We start from the raw sequence: 19,808 nt of genomic DNA on the forward strand, positions 1-19,808 counted from the left end.
CTGTTTTCTTCTGTCAGCCTGCATCCACCATGCGCTGTACCGCCTGGCGGAGAACGCGGCGTTTTTCCCTTTCCGGGATGTCCATGATACCCATCAGATAATGCAGCAGTTCAAATTCCCTGTCGGTCAGCATGCGGTTTTCATGCCAGTAATGCAGGATTTCATCCACAGTCGGCTCCTCCTGCTGTTCTTCTACCGGCAATATCCTGACGATACGGATAAAGCCTCCGCTGCCCCGGCGGGATTCTACCAGATAACCTTTTTCCGGTGTAAAGCGCGTGCTCAGCACGTAACTGATCTGGGACGGCGCGCAGGATAACCTGTCCGCCAGTTCATTGCGCTGCACCATTACCGTATTCTTGCTTGCCGCCAGCAGTTGACCTACAATAAAGCTTTCTATCGCGTCTGCCATATTTTTCATTTTTCTACCTGCTTTCTGTTTTACTGCCTGTTTTCATTCTTGCACAGGATTACAAATAAATATCTTTCCTACGCAAAATTAAAATATATATTGCCAAATTTCCTGTAGAGCATTTTATATTTGATATTATATTTGACTTTTTGACTTTATGCAAGTGCAACTATTATTTTTTCACAAACTCTTTGCAAAACTATATAAAATGTTACAAAAACAGAAGATAAAAAAAGACAAATTAAAAACCAGAAGCGGGGAAGAACTGCGCAAAACATCAGGAGCGTTTGCGTAATTTCATACGATGAAATCCGCCGTCGTGGCTAGACTGTCTAAGGGGCGAAGCCCCGAGTTTCGAAGCCACAGGCGAATGAGTCTTGAAATAGCAAACGGGCACGGTTTTGCAAAGTCTTTCCCGCTTCTGGTTTTTTCAACTTATCTTTTTCAATAAAACTTGTGCATAAATCTTTTTAATTTATCCTTTTGCCAGTTCCGCTTTCATAATGCGTTTGTAAGCTTCCACGCCGGGCTGGTCGTAGGCATCCACATCTGCCAGTTCTCCTTCGTACGCGATACTGTACATCAGGAACATGAGCAGCTGCCCGATGTAACGCGGCGCCAGTTCCGGCAGCACGTACCGGGCATTCAGCCTGCCGTCTTCCGTCAGGGCTGTTTCATTCGCTTTCAACGCTGCCTGCAACAACACGTTCATTTCCTTGCCGGCATATAAAGCAAAGGCTTTTTCTTTCGGGAACGGATTGTCTACTACAATCGTTTCCGCAGGTTTTTCCACTTCCAGGAACTGGATCACCTTGTTGCGTTTCCCGTCCTGATGCTGCTGGGTCATGGAATGCATATCCGTTGTACCTACGGCCACTACAGGCGTACGGCCGTAAAACGCAGTCTTGCCGTTCCGGTCCATCCGTTTGCCCAGGGACTCTGCCAGCAGCTGTACATACCAGGCGCCAAGGCACTGCAGGGTATCGCCGTAGCCCATCAGCACTTCAATATCCGCTCCCAGTTTTTCAGCAGCCAGATATTTCAGCGCGGCGTTCAGCAGCGCCGGGTTTTCCGCCCCTTCTGTGGCCAGGCAAAGTTCCGACATCTCCCGGGCGCCCTCCAGCAAGGCACGGATATCATATCCTAATGCGGCGCACATCAGAAGGCCGGGGTTACTCAGGATGCAGAAACGCCCGCCGATCCCTTCCGGAATACTGTACGCCGGCCAGTTGTTTTCCTGCGCCAGCCGGAACAGCAGGGATTCTTTCGGATCAAGACCGGTCACTGCCGTCACATCAATGGTAAACCATTCCGGATGCGCTTTCATATAATTCAGCAAAGCGGCAAAGCTGGTCAGCGGTTCCATGGTAGTACCCGATTTAGAAATCGGCACCAGCTGGATGTGCAGCGGATGTTTTACATGCTGCGCCTGCAGTGTCAGCTGGCGCATCAGGCCCTGCAAGGCCACGCCATCCACATTATTGCCCGCAAAATAAATCTGCGGATACCCGTTGCGCTCTTTTTTCGGCAGCTGGTTCCAATAGGGTTTTGCCGCCAGATCGAAAATTACCTTATCCCCCAAATAGGACCCGCCGATACCGATAAACACCGCCGCATCTACGGAATCTTTCCATGACGCTCCCAGTTCTTCGAGACGCTTTACCGAAGCCTCATCGTTCGGGTTCCCTTCCGCAAGATAGGCCTGACGCGGGAAATACACATGTTCCGGTGTCCCGTCCTTGGAAAGATGCGCTTTGGAAAAGCCTTCGCTGCGTATCGCCCGTACCGCTTTTACAGCCTGTTCCATAGCAGGCTGTAATGCCTGCAGCGCTTCTTCCGTAACCCGGCCTTCCCCAACCAGGTTCTGATACTGAAACCGGAATCCTTCCCTGATTCCTACACAGCCAGTCAACTTCATCTCTCTCCCTCCAGTTCTTTTTATATGTTATTTGCATTCATCGTATATTCTCAACCGAACCGCAAAAAGCAATCCCTTTTACCGTTTCCGCACCGGCTTTTTTCAGCGCCGCCGCAGCAGCGGAAAACGTGGTGCCTGTCGTAAAAATATCGTCCGCCAACACGATCGATTTACCACAGACATCGCGGGTCACGGCAAAACAGTCCTGCAGATTCCGTCTTCTTTCTTCCGGAGACAGTCCGTACATGGGCAATGTCTTCCGGGTCCGGCAGAGGGTCTGCGTCCAGATTCCCCCCAATTTCTGTGCCCGGGAAGAAAACAGCGCTGCTGGCAGATCAAATCCGCGTTCACGCAGGCGGCCGCTGTCTGTCGGTATCCCGCTCCAAAGCCAGGAACCGCATTTCTCACGGGAAACGCCTTTTTGGCAGATTGTCTGGCCAGCCTCTTTCTGACAGTATGCCTGAACCGTTTTTTCTCTATCATACTCTTTTTCTGCACTGCAAGGCTTTTTTCCTGCATCCGTCAGAAAATTTGTGATAATCCTCTGTCCGGACAAATCCGCCAAAAGCCGTTCCGTTTCTTCAGACAACTGATCCAGCAATTCTTTATCCCGCCCGAATTTGATTTTATGAATTGCTTCTTTAATATGGTTCTCATACGCAAAAAAGAACAGGATCCCGTCCAAACTGCCTGCGGGAGGAAACGCTTTCATCTGCAAAAGTCCTTTCCTGCATTCACCGCACAGGTAACCCGCTTCAATCTCCACACCGCAGCCGGCACAGCAGCGTGGAAACACCAGTTCCTTCATTAACCGGAAAAACAGTATGCTATCCCTCCTTGTATTATAAAGTATTAGTTTTTATCATCCCTTCGGGCTTGACTTTTAATAGTTTGTCTTCTGAGCGGCTCCGGTCATTTGCCAAGACGAGCACAAGCCTTTTTAACCGTTACCCCGGTTTTCACAAATCCCCGCTTTCCTGCAGCCGTTCCTTCAGCAGCGAATAGCGGCGCCGGGTCCGGTCGTTGGCCACGGCAGTCTGCAGCGCCGTTTTTGTCCCTACCAGTTCCACTTTTTCCCTGGCCCGCGTCACGGCCGTATACAGCAGGTTCCGCTGCAGCATGATATAATGCCCGGGCACCAACGCGAGTACAACGCGGGAATACTCGCTTCCCTGGGATTTATGGACGCTCATGGCGTAAGCCAGCTGCAACTCATCGGTTTCACCGTCCCCGTAGGTCACATATTCCCCGTCCGGACGCTCCGGATACCAGACCTTAACGGCTTTTCCCGAAATATCTGCAATCTGCCCGATATCCCCGTTATAAACATCCTTTTCGTAATTATTACGGATCTGCATCACCTTGTCCCCCAGACGGAGCGTCGCGCCACCGGGCTGTCGGATCTCTTCTTTCCGGGCAGAGGGGGGATTGACGCGGTCCTGCAACAGACTGTTCAGGTTCTGTACTCCGCAGGGGCCTTTATGCATCGGGGACAGGATCTGTAATGACTGCCACCCGCCGCTTTTGGTTGCGGCAGCATATAAATCCGTAATATAAGCTGCTGCCATTTCCTCGTCTGCAAATTCCGTCATGGAAAAATCGCTGTCCGCCGCGCACTCCGGAAGCAGGCCCCGGTTGATGCGGTGTGCATTGCGAACGATCGGGCTGACCTCTGCCTGCCGGAATACTTCTTGAAGACGGACCACCGGCATTTTGCCGCACCGGATAATATCTTTCAGCACGGACCCCGGTCCCACGGAAGGCAGCTGGTCCACGTCCCCCACCAATATCAGGCGGCAGCCCAGGGGCAGCGCTTCCAGCAGGTGGTAAAAAAGGTAAATGTCAAGCATGGACGCTTCGTCCACAATGACAGCCTGCGTTTCCAGCAGGTCGTCTGCGTTCTTGCCAAACTCCCCGGTAACGGTATATTCCAGCAGACGGTGCACCGTCTGCGCCTTATCCCCTGCAGCCATCTCCAGCCGCCGGGCCGCCCTGCCGGTAGGCGCTGCCAGCAAAACGGTGCAGCCCGCACGCTTCAGCACCGACAGGATGCCTTTGATTATGGTCGTCTTGCCGGTACCGGGACCGCCTGTCAGCGCAAACACGCCAAACTTTAACGAAGAACGGATGGCATCCTTCTGGGCCTCCGCCAGTTCGATACCGGCTTCCGCTTCCCAGTCACCGATAATTTTTTCCACATTGACTTTTCCCAGGCTGTCAGGATGGTCCCGCAACGCGCGGAGCATGCGCGCGGTTCCGGTTTCAGCCCGGTACAGGTATTCCGGATAAACAAACCGCTGCCCGCCCCAGTCTTCCGTCCGTAGCTGGTCATTGGCAATCATTTTGCGAAAAACCGTTTCCACGTCGGTGAAGTCGATCTGCAAAACCTGACTCGCATACCGCAGCAATTCTTCTTCCGGGATACAGGTATGCCCGCCGGAAGCAGCCAGGGTTAACGCATAGCCGATCCCCGCCCGGACACGTTCTTCCGATGCCGGTTCAAAGCCCAGTGACAAGGCAATACGGTCCGCAGTTTTAAAACCGATCCCGTCAATATCCGTAATCAGGCTGTAGGGATTCGCTTTGATTCGGGTAATCGCCGTATCGCCATAGGCAAGCTGTAATTTTGCCGCGTAATTGCCGCTTACCCCGTTCTCTTCCAAAAACAGCATCAGTTCCCGTAAATCAGAAATCATATTGTAGGCCTCGCCGATGCTTTTTGCTTTTTTGGCGCCGATCCCCGACACTTCCGCCAGACGCTCCGGCGCTTTTCCCAATATGTCCAGCGTGTCCTTGCCGAAATGCGCAACAATACGGGAAGCCATAGCTTTACCGATGCCTTTTACGGCCCCGCTGGCCAGAAAACGCTCCATCCCTTCTGCCGAACCCGGTTTGAGCGACTGGTACCCGGTAACACTGAACTGCCGGCCAAACCGCGCATGCTGCGTCCACTCACCGCGGGCCCGTATCATTTCCCCCATAAAGGGCGCCGGTCCCTTATATACCGTTGTGACCAGGCCAAGTGATGTGCACTTTGTCCTGAACACACAAAACTGCCTGTCATCGCTTTGAAATATTATGTTTTCGACAGTGCCTTCAATCGTTTCCATGCAAGCCCTCTGCATTCTTACTTATTATTAAAACTATTATATCACATATGCGTATTCGTTTTTACTATACTTTCTTATTTTGACAAGCTTATACACCTTTGCTATAATTACATTGAATACTACACTACTTCAAAAGTAGCAGAAAACACAGAACGGGCAGGATATTCCCCGCCGACAGTTTTAAAAAGGAGACTTTATTTTGAAATCTGGATTATTAGTCGCTGCCGACCTGTACGGCTGCGCGGAAGACGCGCTGGCTCAGGAATCACTAAAAAAAGTTCTGGAAGATTATGCGGAAAAAAACTCTATGCATATGCAAAGCATACGCACAGAACAGGAGAATGAAACCAGTTACGGTATTTACAGCATTTGCAAAGCCGGTCACATCATCCTGCACGTGAACTTGGAAAAAGGGTTTGTCGCCATAGACGGTTTTTCCTGCAGCGAAGACGCCGATCCGGAAAAGATGGTGCGGGAACTCTGCAGTTTTCTTGCCCCTGATAAAATGAAACTGACCTATGTTGACCGGGGTGATTTCGGCAAAAAAGCCGATATGAAACCACGGCACCGCAACAAATCCCGCAAAATCACCCAGATGCGCAATATGACCAAGCGTTTCGGGAAACTTCTGATGAAACCCAAATCTTTATAAATTACATACCCGCAAGCTAATAACTCTTTATAAATGCAACAGAGCCGGACAACAATGCCCGGCTCTTTATTATTGATTTTGTATGATGGAGTTAAAGGAAACATCGCTATGCGATGTTATGTTCTGTTGCGTCAGTTCCCGCGGTAACTCATAAAAGCCTGGTCCCCATATTTTACGATAACGTTCCACAAAACGGTACCCTTGCGGATATCCAGCTTATCCACATTGTTGACCATGGCGCCGCCCTGGATCGGCAATATCTTTCTGTCATAAATTACGTGATGGACGTAATACAGTTCCGAAGCTTTAACGTCAAACTGGATCATGCCCTTTTCATCGGCAACTGCTTCCTGACCTTTTTCCTTTGTCGTGTTATACAGCATGATAACTCCCGGCAGCGGTACGTTTTCCCGGGTCATAAACTGAAAGACAATCTTTGCCGTGCCCTGCTTTCGAATCGCCTGGGCTTCTTTCACATAGTGGTTTTTATAGGGATTTTCGTCGCTGGGCGCCGCAAACGCAACCATGGATAACGAGGTAATAAAGACAGTCAGTAAGCTTACTAACAACAAAGAAACTTTTTTCATGAGAAGGCCTCCCCAAAAATTAATATGTTAAAACTGCTGAAAACTGAATGATAAACAGTTCACTGTTCCAATCAACCGGCTCTGTGAAAAATATTATAACACACCGGCGCGCAATGATTATGAAAAAAATGAAAACAAATCTGTTTAGTCCGCGATTTCTCCCAAAATCACTTCATCCGTTTTGCCTTCTTCCTGCAACGCCACTTCAATGGTCTCCCTGCGGGACGTAGGAACGTTCTTTCCTGCATAGTCGGCACGGATTGGCAGTTCCCTGTGCCCCCGGTCAATCAGGACCGCCAGCTGGATGGATTTCGGGCGGCCCATATCGATAAGGGCATCCAGGGCGGCACGGATCGTCCGTCCCGTATAAAGCACGTCGTCCACCAGGACAATATGCTTCCCGGTTACATCAAAGTCAATTTCCGTTCCGTGGATCACCGGATTATAACCCATAGTAGTCAGATCGTCACGGTACAGGGTAATATCAAGGGAACCGGTCGGAACCGCCACATTTTCAATCTTCTGAATTTCTTCCGCAATCCGTGCGGCCAGCGGCACGCCCCGGGTACGGATTCCTACCAAAGCCACATTCTCAACGCCCCTGTTCTTTTCGGTAATTTCATGGGCGATGCGGATCAAAGCACGGCGGATGCCGTCCGCATCCATAATAGACGTTTTCTTAACAATGTTCTTCATTTGTTCCACCTCGTAATATATTTTAAACTACAAATTTGTCTTTTTATAGGCATCTGACTCAAAACAATCCGTATTTTTCATAATTCAATATGCCAATTGGCTCACGCCAATATATACAGGTGTTTTTCAGTGTTTTATTAGAACTGTCCGTTATGCAGACGGGTTAAAATTTTTTGCAGGTCCTCCGGCAAAGGCGCTTCAAAATGCATCGGCTGACCTGTCCGCGGGTGGATAAAATCCAGCGTCCGGGAATGCAGCGCCTGCCCTTTTATGGAAAAAGGTGTCTTCATGGGAGAATATTTGGGATCCCCAACCAGCGGATAGCCCAGATGCTCCATATGCAGGCGGATCTGATGGGTCCGTCCGGTCTTCAGCCTGCACAACACCACGGTAAAGCGTCCAAACCGTTCCAGCACCTCATACTCCGTAATGGCTTCGCGTCCGCCTTCCGTAACCACAGCCATCCGTTTCCTGTCATTTTTGTCCCTGTCCATGCGGGTTTCAATCAGGCCCCTGTCGGCTTTTACATTGCCGCGGACAACGCACAGGTACGTCCGCTTCGCCGTTTTGTCCTGAATCTGTTTGGACAGGGATACATGGGCGTCGTCGTTCTTCGCGACAATCATGATGCCGCTGGTATCCTTATCCAGCCGGTGCACGATGCCGGGACGGATCACGCCGTTGATCCCCGACAGATTCCGGCAGTGAAACAACAGCGCATTGACCAGCGTGCCTGTGTAATGCCCCGGCGCCGGGTGCACCACCATGCCCCTGGGTTTGTTAAGCACGATCACATCGTCGTCTTCATAGATGATGTCCAGCGGAATATTTTCCGGCTCCGCCTCCAACGGCACAGGCCTGGGCAGTATTACCTGAAAAACATCTCCTGCCTTAATTTTATAGTTTGGCTTGATCTGCTTATTTCCTTTGCAAACGCGGCCTTCATTCAGCAATATCTGAACATGGGAGCGGGTACTTTCCAGGACTTCAGCAAAAAACACATCCGCCCGCTTTCCGGAATCAGCTGCGTCCGCAGTCACTTCCCGTAAATCTTCCGAATCCTGCATGGCAATATCCGGTTCCTCTGCGGCGTCATTCCAGACACCGCTGACAGCTGGATCGTCCGTTTCATTTAATTGTCCATAAATCCGTTCTGAAGCATTCCCCATAAAATCAGCCCTACTCCTACACATATGGCTATATCCGCAACGTTAAATACCGGCCAGATGCGAAAATCAAAAAAGTCGATGACCAGTCCGGTCTGCACCCTGTCCCAGAGGTTTCCCAGGGTGCCGCCCAGAAACAAGGCCGTCCCGGCGCGTGTCCGCCAGCCTTCCGCCAGAATATCTTTCCGCATCCACCAGATTGCAGCCACAGCCAATATACCGATAACCAGAAAAAACGTCCGGTTATGGGGCAGCATGCCAAAAGCGGCGCCCGGATTTAAAACATAAGTAAGATGGAAAATGTTTTCAAAAACGGGAATGCTTTCGCCTTCCGTCATTTTTGAAACCACAGCCAGCTTGGTGACCCGGTCCAGGAACAGCACCAGCAGCGATAACCATAATAAAATCATAGCGGCTCCCAGAATTCTTTTCAGAAACTGCTGCGAACATTTTCCGCAGCAAATCCTTATACAGTATTATAACAAAAACCCCGCTGCCTGTCAGCAGGCAACGGGGCAGCTTCGCTTAAATCAGTACATAACTTTGTTGGCAATGACCAGACGCTGGATCTGGTTGGTGCCTTCATAAATCTGCATGATCTTGGCATCACGCATACGTTTTTCAGCCGGATTTTCTTTGGAGTAGCCGTAGCCGCCCATGATCTGCACGGCATTCGTTGTAACTTCCATGGCAGTATCTGCCGCAAAGCATTTTGCCATAGCCGCTTCCTTGGTGAACACAACTCCTTCGTCACGCATAGCACAGGCACGGTACACCAGCAGACGGGCCGCATCGATCTTCATGGCCATATCGGCAACCATTTCCTGGATCATTTCGAAGGAAGCGATGGGCTGGCCGAACTGTTTCCGTTCTTTTGCGTATGCAACCGCAACATCCAGCGCGGCCTGGGCCAGACCGACGGAAACCGCGCCCACAAACGGACGGGCGGAATCCAGCGTCTGCATGGCGATGCGGAAGCCCTGACCTTCACGGCCTACACGGTTGCTTTCCGGAATGACCACGTTATCCAGGATCAGTTCGCAGGTATTGGAAGGACGGATGCCCATCTTGTCTTCTTTACGGCCCACTTTGAAGCCGGGAGTTCCCTTCGGAACGATGAAAGCGGTCAGGCCGCGGATGCCGCCGTCTTTACGGGTATTGGCAAAAACCAGGTAGATGTCCGCAATGCCGCCGTTGGTGATAAACGCTTTTGTACCGTTCAGGGTATAGGTTTTCTTTTCCTTGTCATGGACAGCACGGGTGGAAACACCGCCGGCATCCGAACCGGCGCCGGGTTCCGTCAGGGCGAAAGCAGCCAGGCCGCCTTCGTTCAGGATATCACACCACATGCGTTTCTGTTCGTCGTTGCCTGCCAGCAGCACGGGAGCCGTTGCCAGAGCATTGGCAGCCATGGACGTCGCCACGCCGGCGCAGCCTTTTCCCAGCTCTTCATACATCATGGCAACCGTAACGCTGTCCAGACCTAATCCGCCGTATTCTTCAGGAACAATAACATTCAGCAGTCCCATGTCGGCAGCCATTTTAAACAATTCCGGACGGGTCGCGTTTTCCGCGTCCATCTCACCGGCAATGGGAGTAATTTCCTTTGCCACAAACTCGCGCACCATTTCCTGCAATTCGAGCTGTTCTTCCGTAAATCCAAAATTCATTGTTATCCTCCTAAATACGGCATCTATATTTTTTGCCAAGAAAGTCTTTATAAACTGTAAATCCAGCCAATACTTGTAGTATTTTACCACAAGTCTACTTATAAGACAACAACCCTGCAAAGAAAATTTCACAAAGTTCACAATCCAAGCAGGTTTCAACGGCAACACACACAACTATAGCGTCACACTCCGGCAAATCTCAGTATTCTTTTGCCGGACTACCGTTTTTAATCAATAATGTTCTGCCTGTAATCGTGATACAACGCATAGAGCTCATCTTTCAGTTTCTGCATCTCCAAAAACTTCGCGGATACCGCGTCGTAATCCCCGGCCTCTATGGCATTTTTGATCTCGGTAAATGTGCTGGTTTCTTTTGCGGAATCTTTCGCCAGTTTATTGCGCACGGCCTGGATCTTTTTCCAGACAGCATTGTCGTACGCGGTTCCGTTGCCGGCATCATGCAGTTTCTTCGTTGCCACCACATCGGCCCGGGCTTCCGGGATTAGCCGGTTCAGCAGCTCTGTCTTCCAGCGGATCATGGCGCCTTCCGCAAAGGAACGGATCACCGCTTCGCCAAAGATGCCGCCTTCCATGATAACCTTTTTCTTTTCCGGATATTTATCCCAGTTCCGGATATTTTCCCAAACGGTGGCAGGCGGTTCGCCAAAAAGCTTGGCCCGCTCTTCCGCCGTAAAGTCTTCAAACACATCGGCTTCGGTGCGGTACTCTCTGTCTTTTTCCAGATAGAAGCCTTTCTGCCCGGCCTTTTTGGAAATTTCCTTTTCCAGCTGGGCCAGGGATTTCTTACTGGTCACACAGGCTTTGATGCCGTCCAGAGCTGCCAGATAGAACGCCGCGATGGCGATATAGGTATTGGTGTAGGGATTCGGGGAACGCATCTCGATGCGGGTCGCCAGCGGATTGTCCAGGTCACGGATCAGACCGGCCAGAATGGTACGGTTCCGGGAAGGGATGTCCGGGGCCAGGCCCAGGGACGTCACGATGCACACCGGCGCCTCAAAGCCCGGTTTCAGCCGGTTGAAGGCGTCCGTGGTGGCGGAGATGAAGGGGTTGATGGCCTCATAATTCTTCATGATGCCCATCACAGCGCCATACCCTACCGCGGACAGGAAATCCTTATGCATGTCCGCCGGGGCAAACAGGTTGACCACCTTGCCGTTTTTCAGTTTGGCCGCAATGCCCACATGGGTATGCTCGCCGCTGCCGGCCACACCGGGGATCGGTTTCGCCTGGAAGGAAATGTCCAGACCGTTCTGGCGGAACACTTCCTTGACGATGATGCGGGCCAGAATTTCATTGTCCGCCGTCTGCAGGCCCGCATTATATTTCCAGTCTACTTCCAGTTGTTCGTTGATATGGGTCATATGGCCGGAGGAATCAATCTGTCCTTTGACGCCGCCGCATTCTTTATGCCCCATTTCCGGTTCCAGTCCGTACAGCTCCAGCATCTCAATGGTCTGCTCCAAAGCCGTGCGCACGTTGCCGCGGGTCCGCTGCCAGTACATCTCCTGCATGACCTGGGAGGAAGACAGGGCCTCGATGGGAGAGTTTTCCCGGGGAGATTTCACCCAGAATTCCAGTTCCGTCGCCGTGGTGAAGATCAGATGCGCGATTTCATTCACATCAATGTTCTCCAGCCCGGGAATGTGCGGATATTTTTTCAGAAGTGCCAGTATTTCGTCTTCCACATACTGCAGGGATTTCTTCAAAAGAGAACGGGAATCCACATACTCGCCGTTATGGGTCAGGAAGCAGGGCATGCGGAGCGTGCCTACCATGCGCCCCTTTTCGTCAAAATGCTCGTAGTTATAATCCACGTACCAGTTTACGTCCTTGTCCACTTCCATATCCACACGGGCATCGTTCAGGGTGGCGATACCGGGCAGTACCACGGAAGAGCCGTCAGTCTGGGCGGCGCTGCCGGTCAGGAACTTGTCAATATCATGCAAAAAAATGTTGACGGGAATCTTTTCATCCGTATCGTTCCCTGCCAGGTCCACGCCCATCAGAGAAACAAACTGCACCTCTTTATGGTCGGCCAATAACTGCAGCAGCGTTTCTTTTGTCTGCTGCGAAGGTTTAATCACATACAGCAATTCATTTTTTCCCATGATATTCCGGCAAAGAGCCGCTTCCCCCCTTTGTGCCGTCTGAAACGGACAGCAATTTTAACATTATATTTTATTTTAACAAATCCACTCTTAAATGTCTATAAAAGCTGGCTGCAACCAAAATGTATACATTTTGGTTGCGCGCTAACCTGTTTCAAATATCGCAACTATTGTTAAACGAATCCCTCACGGTTTAAACGTGTTTAAACCGACAGACAAATTACGCGCACAATACGGCAATGATTTCTTCCAGGCGGTCGTATTGCCGTCCGCCCAGGCTGATTTCCTCCGCCAGCGTGTCCAGCGCCTGGATCGCGTTCCGCAGGCGGCCCTCACTGAAGTTTCTGCCTTCCCTCTGCCACATGCTGATCAGGAACGGCGCTTTGCCAGATTCGGCAACGAGCTGGGCAGCAGTACGGCCCAGCCGTTCCCCTTCTTTTACCATCAGGATACTGCGAAGATGGGTCAGCAGTTTGGCAACCAGCAACGGAAGATATGTATTTTTCTTCTGTTCCTCTGCCAGCAGCTGCAGGGCCAGCACCGTATTTTTGGCCGTGATAGCATTATTCAGGGCAAATACGCCGATTTCCGGCAACGAGGAAAACAGCATATCCACGTCAGCCGCGGTCCAGTTTTTCCGGTCTCCTGCATACACGGCAATCTTTTCCACTTCCGCCGCCAGCAGCTGTAAAGGAGGATTGTCCACGGTTGCCAGGTATTCCTGGATGCGCTGCACCGCGCCCCTGTCCAGGCGTCCGCCCCGCTGTTCCGCCTGCCGCGCCAGCCATGCCGGCAGATACCGGGAATCCACCGGGGAACAGTCCACGAATACCGTTTCCTTTTGTAAGAACTTTGTAAACTTCTGCCGTCCGTCCATCTTTTCCGCCTGCAGAATCACGGTACAGAAGTCCGGAACATCCCCCAGCATTGACTGGAACTGTTCCTGCTTTGAGAGATTCGTTTCCTTTGCCTTTTCTTTTGCTTTTCCCTTCCCGCCGGATTTTGCTTTTTTCCCTTCCGCTTCCGCTTTGGGGGTCAACAGCTCTTTATCCGTAACGAGGATGACCGTCCTGCCGCTGAAAAACGGATATGTGTTGATCAGGGTGTCCAGCTTTTTCATGTCCGTTTTTTCTTCAAAAACCGTGATATCCCTGCTGTCCGGCGGCGTGTCCGTAAAGATGGCGTCCAGCAGGGTGCGGCGGACCAGATCCCGGTAATAGGGTTCTTCCCCCACGATGCAGACCACGGTGGGGATGGTGCCGTTTTCAATTTGTTTGATAAATACATCCGGGGCAAGGCCGGAGGATTTTGGTTTCATGGTATGTTTCTCCGATAATAACACAAAGAAAATTATATTTTATTATATCATGAACATTGTTGAATTAAAATTGGTTTTCATGGTAGCGGTAGCTGTACCAGTGTAAATTATTTTTGCCAAAAACTACCTTGATCGCGCCCAGTTCATCCGTCCGCAGGGGAATGATATTACAGGCAGCCAGACGTTCCAGTGTGTCCTGAGCCGGATGGCCGTAGCGGTTATGTTTTCCACAGGAGATTATAGCGAAATGTGGCTTAATATGATCAAGAAAATGCGGGGAAGAAGAGGTTTCCGACCCGTGATGGCTGACTTTCATCACATCCGCAGTACGCAATAGCCGCATGGCGTTTTCTTCTGTTTCCATATCCGCGTCACCCGTAAAAATCAGGGAATGTCCGCGGCAAAACAGTTGCAGGACTAACGAAGAAGCATTGGTTTCTGTCGCAGCGGCAGAAGATGTTCCGGAAGACGCTGAGGCAACTACTATTCTGCAGTCTCCCACATTCCACTGTTCGCCTTTTTGCAGTCTGTAGACGTTTGCCTTGTGTTCCACAACTTTCAGCAGCGCCTGCACATCCGCAGACTTTTCCGCCCCGGCTCCCAAAAATACATTCTTTACCGGCAGCCTGGCTGCCACACCGGCCGCGCCCCCGGCATGATCATGGTCGCCGTGGCTCAGGTACAGGGCATCGATTTGTTTTACGCCGAGGTAACGGAGATAAGGCAGCAGCACCATGCGGGAAATATCCGCTTCACCCTGCAGACCGCCTGTATCGATTAAAATGTTCTTTCCTGCCGGTGTCCGGACCAGCGCTGCGTCGCCCTGCCCCACATCTATAAAGTGAACCGTCAAATCCTGAGGCAAAAGATAACGCGCAGCATTTATCAGAAGGAAGCTGCAAAACAATACTCCAAGCCAGCGTTTTCTCTGCCGGGAAGACAGGCGGCTGAAAGGACCCAGATCAAAAAAGGAAGCCATGAACCCCAGATAACAGAAATACTGCACCTTGTACCACCCGGCAACATCCACTGCCGCAAAGGGCAATCCTGCCAGCAGCTTTCCCGCTGCAACCGCGCCCTGCAGCAGGCGTTCCGCAACAGAAAAGGGAAAACTTACGACAACAGCAAAGATACCGCTGCCCGGCTGAATGTCGCCAGCGAAAGGAAAAAGAAGACCGCAAAGCATGCCCCCGACAGATGTCAAAAATAAAAAGCAGAGTCCTGACAGAAATAACAGCACGGCCAGTTCCAGCGCCGGAAGCAGAAGCAGATTGCTGACTAACCCGATCAGGGAGACCCGGTGAAAATAAAACACGGAAAACGGAAAAGAAAAAACCTGGGCCGTCAGCGTCACGCCCAACACTGTCCGCAACCAGTCCGGAAGATTCTGAGGAATATATGCGGTCACTTTCGATCCTGCCAGCATCAATCCCGCAGTGGTCACGAAGGAAAGCTGAAAGCTGATGTCAAACAGCCAGAAAGGATTTGCCAGCAGCAGAACCCAGCCTGTCAGTAATAATAACCGGAGGCTGTCCGCCTTCAGTTTCCGGCTGCGGCCCCAGAGCAACACACAGGCCATGACCACGGCGCGCAGTACCGCAGGCTGCAGACCGCAGAGCAACGCATACAGCGCTAAGAACAACTGAATAAAAATGATCCCCTTTTTCCCGGCCGGACGCACCAACGCCTGTAGTATCATCGCTAGTACCGCCACATGGGTGCCGGATACAGCCAGCAGATGCGCTATGCCGTTGTCCCGGAACACATCCGCCTCTTCCGGCCCCACGCCCTGATACCCGCCCAATACCATCCCCGGCAGAATCGCGCCCGCGCTGATATGCAGCTGCACAAGAGCATTTTCCCTCACCTTCTGCGCAAGAGCTGTGAAGCGGAACCGCAGCGGGAGCGGTTCTCCCAGTTCATGTAATTGGGCAGGCGAAACCGTGAGATTACCGTGAATCCCTTTAATTTTATTAAAAAGATATCCGTCATACGTTCCCGGGTTGCGCAAAAAGACCGGTTCCTTCAAAACTCCCGTCAACCCGATTCTTCCGGACCGCAGCTTCCGCATGGTAAGGTCAGCATTTTTGGGATCCGTTTTCACAAAAATCCTCACCTTGCCATGCAGCGGATACTCTGCCGCCAACAATGCGCCGATTCCCTGCTCCGTTTTGCGTATGCTGTCCGGTTCTACAGCACCCTGCAGGATAATCTGCTTTCCAAAAAGTTTCTGCCATCTCTTTTGCGTTTCCAGTTTTGCGGTTCCTGTCATAAATCCCCCCGCCAGCACAAGAAAGCAGCAAAGTCCGCAAAACAGATACTCTTTATTGTATTTTTTGCAAAGACAGACTATTTCAAAGAGCAAAAACAATCCTGAGCAGCACCAGAACGTTTTTTGCATTTCATAAAAAGAAAAAATATCTCCCAGACAAAACAGAAGAAATGCCAGGAGCAGCCAGTATGTGAACAAATGCCATCTCCTTTCTTAACATCTATATGTCCTTTCTACGCTAATTGCTTTACAGCACCAGATAGGGTTTCATCTTTTCGAATTTTGCCGGGCCGATTCCGGGAACCTTCATCAATTCTTCTACCCGTTGAAACCCCTGCCGTTTGCGGAAAGAAATGATACGCCGGGCCGTTGCTGCTCCCACTCCGGGGAGCTGCGTAAGTTCCGTTTCGGATGCGGAGTTCAGACTGACCAGCATTTCCCCGGAAATATTCCTGTCCGGACCATGATTCTTCTGTAAATCAGTCACATTTTTTGCATCGCCCGTCAGATTTGAATCGTTCACCATAGCCTTATCTTCCATCTTCTTTTTCATTCTTGCCTTTGACAGCCGTGGCACTTTGATGTGCCCGCCGTCCTTGCACAACTGGGCCAGGTTGACCCTGTCCATGTCCGCTTCTTCCGTCACACCGCCTGCCAGCTCGATGACCTGCTGCGCCCGACTGCCCTTTGTCACTTCATAAAGACCCGGCTTTGCCACGGCCCCGCTGACACACACTGTGATCTTTATTTCCTGCATCTGTTCCACTACCGGTTGCTCCGTCAGCTTCTTCACCTGCCGGTCTGCTTCTTCATTACTATTACCGCTCCACCAGGACGCAGCACTGCACAAGGCCACACTGGCACAGAGAAGTCCAAGTTTTTGCAAAGTTCGTTTTTCCATGTTTTCACGTCCTTTCCCCAAAACAAAAAAGACGAATGGAATCTCTGCAACATACCGTTTCGGGTATGCCGATACAGAAATTCCATTCGCCTTATTCTATTCGCAACAAGAATATTCACAAACAATACGCGCCTCTTTTTCCCTTTACCCATCCTGTTCATGAAGAGAAAGCGCCGGCTCCCCGCGCCCGTTTGCGCAGGAATCCGTTAACCCTTTCCAATCATCAGCAAGATCGGTAAAGAACAAAAGTGCGCAGGCCTGCAGAACGGCTACAGGCCTGCTTATTCTCAGAAATTCAATTTTTAAAAACTCAGTTTTTTATTTTACCACAATATTTACCAGTCTGCCGGGAACCGCGATTACCTTGCGCACGGTCCCTTCACCGATCAGGGATTTGATCCGCTCATCGGCCAGGGCGACTTTTTCCAGTTCCTCTTTGGATGCTTCGGACGGGACCACCAGACGGCCACGCACTTTGCCGTTGATCTGCAGAACGATTTCCACATTGTCAACTTTCAGCGCCGATTCATCGTAAGCCGGCCAGGACTGGTCGTGTACGCTGGTGTTTTCATCGATTACGCCATGCCACAGTTCTTCCGTAACATGGGGAACAAAGGGAGCCAGCAACAGCAACAGGTCCTTCACGGTTTCGTAAACCAGGCCTGCATTGCATTCCTGCTTGCCGTCCTTATAGGCGTACATGGCATTCACCAGTTCCATGAGTGAGCTGATAGCCGTGTTGAAGTTGAAACGCTGCTCCACGTCTTCCGTAACTTTCTTAATGGAAGCATTTAATGCACGGCGCAGTTCCTTATCCGCTTCATCCAGACCTGCAGCGTCATAAGAGGTAACTTTCTGCGCCACAACATCTTTGTAATGCCAGATGATACGCCATACGCGGTTAATAAAACGGAAGCTGCCTTCCACGCCGGAATCGCTCCAGTCCAGCTCACGTTCCGGGGGAGCGGCGAACAGGATGAAGAGGCGGGCCGTGTCGGCGCCGTATTTTTCCAGAATCTCTTCCGGGGATACCACGTTGCCCAGCGATTTGCTCATCTTGGCCCCGTCTTTGATTACCATGCCCTGGGTCAGCAGGTTGGTAAAGGGTTCGTCGTAGTCCACCATGCCGGCATCCCGCAGCACTTTCAGGAAGAAACGGGAGTACAGCAGATGGAGGATAGCGTGTTCGATCCCGCCGATGTACTGGTCAACCGGGCCCCAATAGGCATTGGCTTCCTTGGCAAAGGGAGCCTTGTCATTCTTCGGGTCGGTGTAACGCAGGAAGTACCAGGAAGAACACAGGAAGGTGTCCATGGTGTCCGTCTCACGGGTAGCGTCCGCGCCGCATTTCGGGCACTTGCAATGCAGGAAGCTCTCGCTGGTAGCCAGCGGGGACTTGGCGCCTGCATCAAATTTCACGTCTTCCGGCAGCAGTACCGGCAGGTCTTCTTCCGGTACCAGCACTTCGCCGCAGTTGGGGCAGTAAATGATGGGAATGGGAGCGCCCCAGTAACGCTGACGGGAAATCAGCCAGTCGCGGAGGCGGTAGTTAACGCGGCGTTTGCCTGCGCCGATGCGTTCGATCTCATCGCTGACGGCGGACATGGCTTCCGTGTTGGTCATGCCGTCGAACTTGCCGCTGTTCACCATGATGCCGTCTTCTTCGTAGGCATCCGTCATATCTTCCAGCTTCAGTTCTTTGTCTTTGGGCTGGATAACCAGAATCTTGGGAATATTATATTTGGCAGCAAACTGCCAGTCACGGGAATCGTGGGTGGGCACGCCCATAACCGCACCGGTACCGTAATCAAACAGCACGTAGTTGGTAATCCAGATCTGTACCTTGTGCCCTGTCAGGGGATGCACGCAGTCAAAGCCCGTGTACATGCCCAGCTTTTCGCTGGTGCTGGAGGTACGCTCGATATCGCTGGTGTTGCGTACTTTATCGCAGAACTCACGCAGCTCCGCCTCACGGGGATTGCCCTGCAGCATTTTTTCCACAATCGGATGCTCCGGCGGAACGACCACAAAGGTTACGCCCTGGATGGTGTCCGGACGGGTGGTGTAAACCGGCAGCTTTTCGTTCAGTGCCGGCACGTCAAAACTGAATTCCAGGCCTTCGCTGCGGCCAATCCAGTTTTCCTGCATTACCTTAACGCGTTCCGGCCAGCCGGGAATCTTTTCCAGATCCTTCAGCAGCTCGTCCGCGTAATCGGTAATCTTGAAGAACCACTGGCTCAGCTGTTTCTTGTGTACTTCATGTTTGCAGCGCCAGCATTTTCCGTCTTCTACCTGCTCGTTGGCCAGCACCGTGTTGCAGTGGTCGCACCAGTTTACGGAAGAATTCTTCTTCACCGCCAGGCCGCGTTTGTAGAACAATTCGAAGAACCATTCCGTCCATTTGTAATAATCCGGCTTACAGGTAATGGCTTCCCGGTTCCAGTCGTAGGAAAGACCCAGCTGTTTTAACTGGCGGGTCATGTTTTCAATATTTTCCAGCGTCCATTTCTTGGGAGGGATCCCATGCTCGATGGCTGCATTTTCCGCCGGCATGCCAAAGGAGTCAAAGCCCATGGGGTGCAATACATTAAAGCCCCGCATGGTACGGAAACGGGCAACCACGTCGCCAATGGAATAGTTGCGCACGTGGCCCATATGCAGATTGCCGGAGGGATACGGGAACATCTCCAACACATAGGATTTGGGTTTGGCCGTATCAATCTCGCGTTTAAAGGTGTCGTGCTCTTCCCAGTACTGCTGCCATTTCTTTTCTATGGCATGGGGAGCATATTTTTCTTCCATCATATTTATAACCTCCCGGGTTTAAGTAACTAATTAAAAATTTTTTCATCCGTCCCATGGCTTTGTTCCATCATATCCTGATGAATATTCCTGAACATCGCTGTAACTATTAAATTATACAACTCTACACAGTATTCGTCAATTTTAATAATATTGAAAGAAAAAAATCCGT

At 51.2% G+C, this 19,808-nt stretch carries 15 protein-coding genes; 1 reads left to right on the plus strand and 14 read right to left on the minus strand.

Annotated features, from left to right (window positions below):
* Nucleotides 1-13 precede the first annotated feature (13 nt).
* The 4 genes from BM159_RS00565 to recD2 form a co-directional block, all read right to left on the minus strand.
* The gene (locus BM159_RS00565) at nucleotides 14-421 is read right to left on the minus strand and encodes a CtsR family transcriptional regulator (protein WP_093912321.1); all 408 of its coding nucleotides are present in this window, start codon (nucleotides 419-421) and stop codon (nucleotides 14-16) included.
* Between the two features lie 466 nt (nucleotides 422-887).
* Nucleotides 888-2,330, minus strand: coding sequence for a hypothetical protein (locus BM159_RS00570; RefSeq protein WP_093912322.1), 1,443 nt, complete (start codon nucleotides 2,328-2,330; stop codon nucleotides 888-890).
* A gap of 37 nt (nucleotides 2,331-2,367) precedes the next feature.
* Entirely contained in the window at nucleotides 2,368-3,138 is a 771-nt protein-coding gene (locus tag BM159_RS00575) for a ComF family protein (protein WP_093912323.1), read from the minus strand.
* 151 nt (nucleotides 3,139-3,289) lie between these two features.
* A complete protein-coding gene (recD2, locus tag BM159_RS00580; RefSeq protein ID WP_093912324.1) occupies nucleotides 3,290-5,440 on the minus strand; it encodes an SF1B family DNA helicase RecD2 in 2,151 nt (716 codons plus the stop codon).
* Nucleotides 5,441-5,639: 199 nt separating this feature from the next.
* Between recD2 and BM159_RS00585 the strand changes: the two genes are divergently transcribed.
* Entirely contained in the window at nucleotides 5,640-6,092 is a 453-nt protein-coding gene (locus BM159_RS00585; protein ID WP_177205832.1) for an S-adenosylmethionine decarboxylase family protein, read from the plus strand.
* Nucleotides 6,093-6,223: 131 nt separating this feature from the next.
* Here BM159_RS00585 and BM159_RS00590 read toward each other — a convergent pair whose 3' ends face one another.
* The 10 genes from BM159_RS00590 to leuS all read right to left on the minus strand — a co-directional run bounded on the left by BM159_RS00590 (nucleotide 6,224) and on the right by leuS (nucleotide 19,639).
* Nucleotides 6,224-6,679: a hypothetical protein gene (locus BM159_RS00590; protein ID WP_093912326.1), complete on the minus strand. Its 456-nt coding sequence runs from the start codon at nucleotides 6,677-6,679 to the stop codon at nucleotides 6,224-6,226.
* A gap of 144 nt (nucleotides 6,680-6,823) precedes the next feature.
* A complete protein-coding gene (gene pyrR, locus BM159_RS00595) occupies nucleotides 6,824-7,375 on the minus strand; it encodes a bifunctional pyr operon transcriptional regulator/uracil phosphoribosyltransferase PyrR (RefSeq protein WP_093912327.1) in 552 nt (183 codons plus the stop codon).
* A gap of 137 nt (nucleotides 7,376-7,512) precedes the next feature.
* Complete coding sequence (locus BM159_RS00600; protein WP_093912577.1) at nucleotides 7,513-8,442, minus strand: RluA family pseudouridine synthase; 930 nt, start codon at nucleotides 8,440-8,442, stop codon at nucleotides 7,513-7,515.
* A gap of 65 nt (nucleotides 8,443-8,507) precedes the next feature.
* On the minus strand, nucleotides 8,508-8,951 hold the full coding sequence (gene lspA, locus BM159_RS00605) for a signal peptidase II (protein ID WP_093912328.1): 444 nt from the start codon (nucleotides 8,949-8,951) through the stop codon (nucleotides 8,508-8,510).
* Between the two features lie 120 nt (nucleotides 8,952-9,071).
* Nucleotides 9,072-10,211 carry an acyl-CoA dehydrogenase family protein gene (locus tag BM159_RS00610; RefSeq protein ID WP_093912329.1) on the minus strand — a complete coding sequence of 380 codons (1,140 nt, stop codon included), beginning with the start codon at nucleotides 10,209-10,211 and terminating at the stop codon, nucleotides 9,072-9,074.
* Between the two features lie 227 nt (nucleotides 10,212-10,438).
* Nucleotides 10,439-12,343, minus strand: coding sequence for a type I glutamate--ammonia ligase (locus tag BM159_RS00615; RefSeq protein ID WP_093912330.1), 1,905 nt, complete (start codon nucleotides 12,341-12,343; stop codon nucleotides 10,439-10,441).
* Between the two features lie 220 nt (nucleotides 12,344-12,563).
* Nucleotides 12,564-13,661 carry a DNA polymerase III subunit delta gene (gene holA / locus BM159_RS00620; RefSeq protein WP_093912331.1) on the minus strand — a complete coding sequence of 366 codons (1,098 nt, stop codon included), beginning with the start codon at nucleotides 13,659-13,661 and terminating at the stop codon, nucleotides 12,564-12,566.
* A gap of 64 nt (nucleotides 13,662-13,725) precedes the next feature.
* Entirely contained in the window at nucleotides 13,726-16,062 is a 2,337-nt protein-coding gene (locus BM159_RS00625) for a DNA internalization-related competence protein ComEC/Rec2 (RefSeq protein ID WP_342745739.1), read from the minus strand.
* A 118-nt stretch (nucleotides 16,063-16,180) separates the two neighbouring features.
* Nucleotides 16,181-16,834: a ComEA family DNA-binding protein gene (locus tag BM159_RS00630; protein WP_093912333.1), complete on the minus strand. Its 654-nt coding sequence runs from the start codon at nucleotides 16,832-16,834 to the stop codon at nucleotides 16,181-16,183.
* Between the two features lie 318 nt (nucleotides 16,835-17,152).
* Complete coding sequence (gene leuS, locus BM159_RS00635) at nucleotides 17,153-19,639, minus strand: leucine--tRNA ligase (protein ID WP_093912334.1); 2,487 nt, start codon at nucleotides 19,637-19,639, stop codon at nucleotides 17,153-17,155.
* Between the last annotated feature and the right edge of the window lie 169 nt (nucleotides 19,640-19,808).

The organism is Succiniclasticum ruminis DSM 9236 (assembly GCF_900112895.1).
Lineage (GTDB): Bacteria > Bacillota > Negativicutes > Acidaminococcales > Acidaminococcaceae > Succiniclasticum > Succiniclasticum ruminis.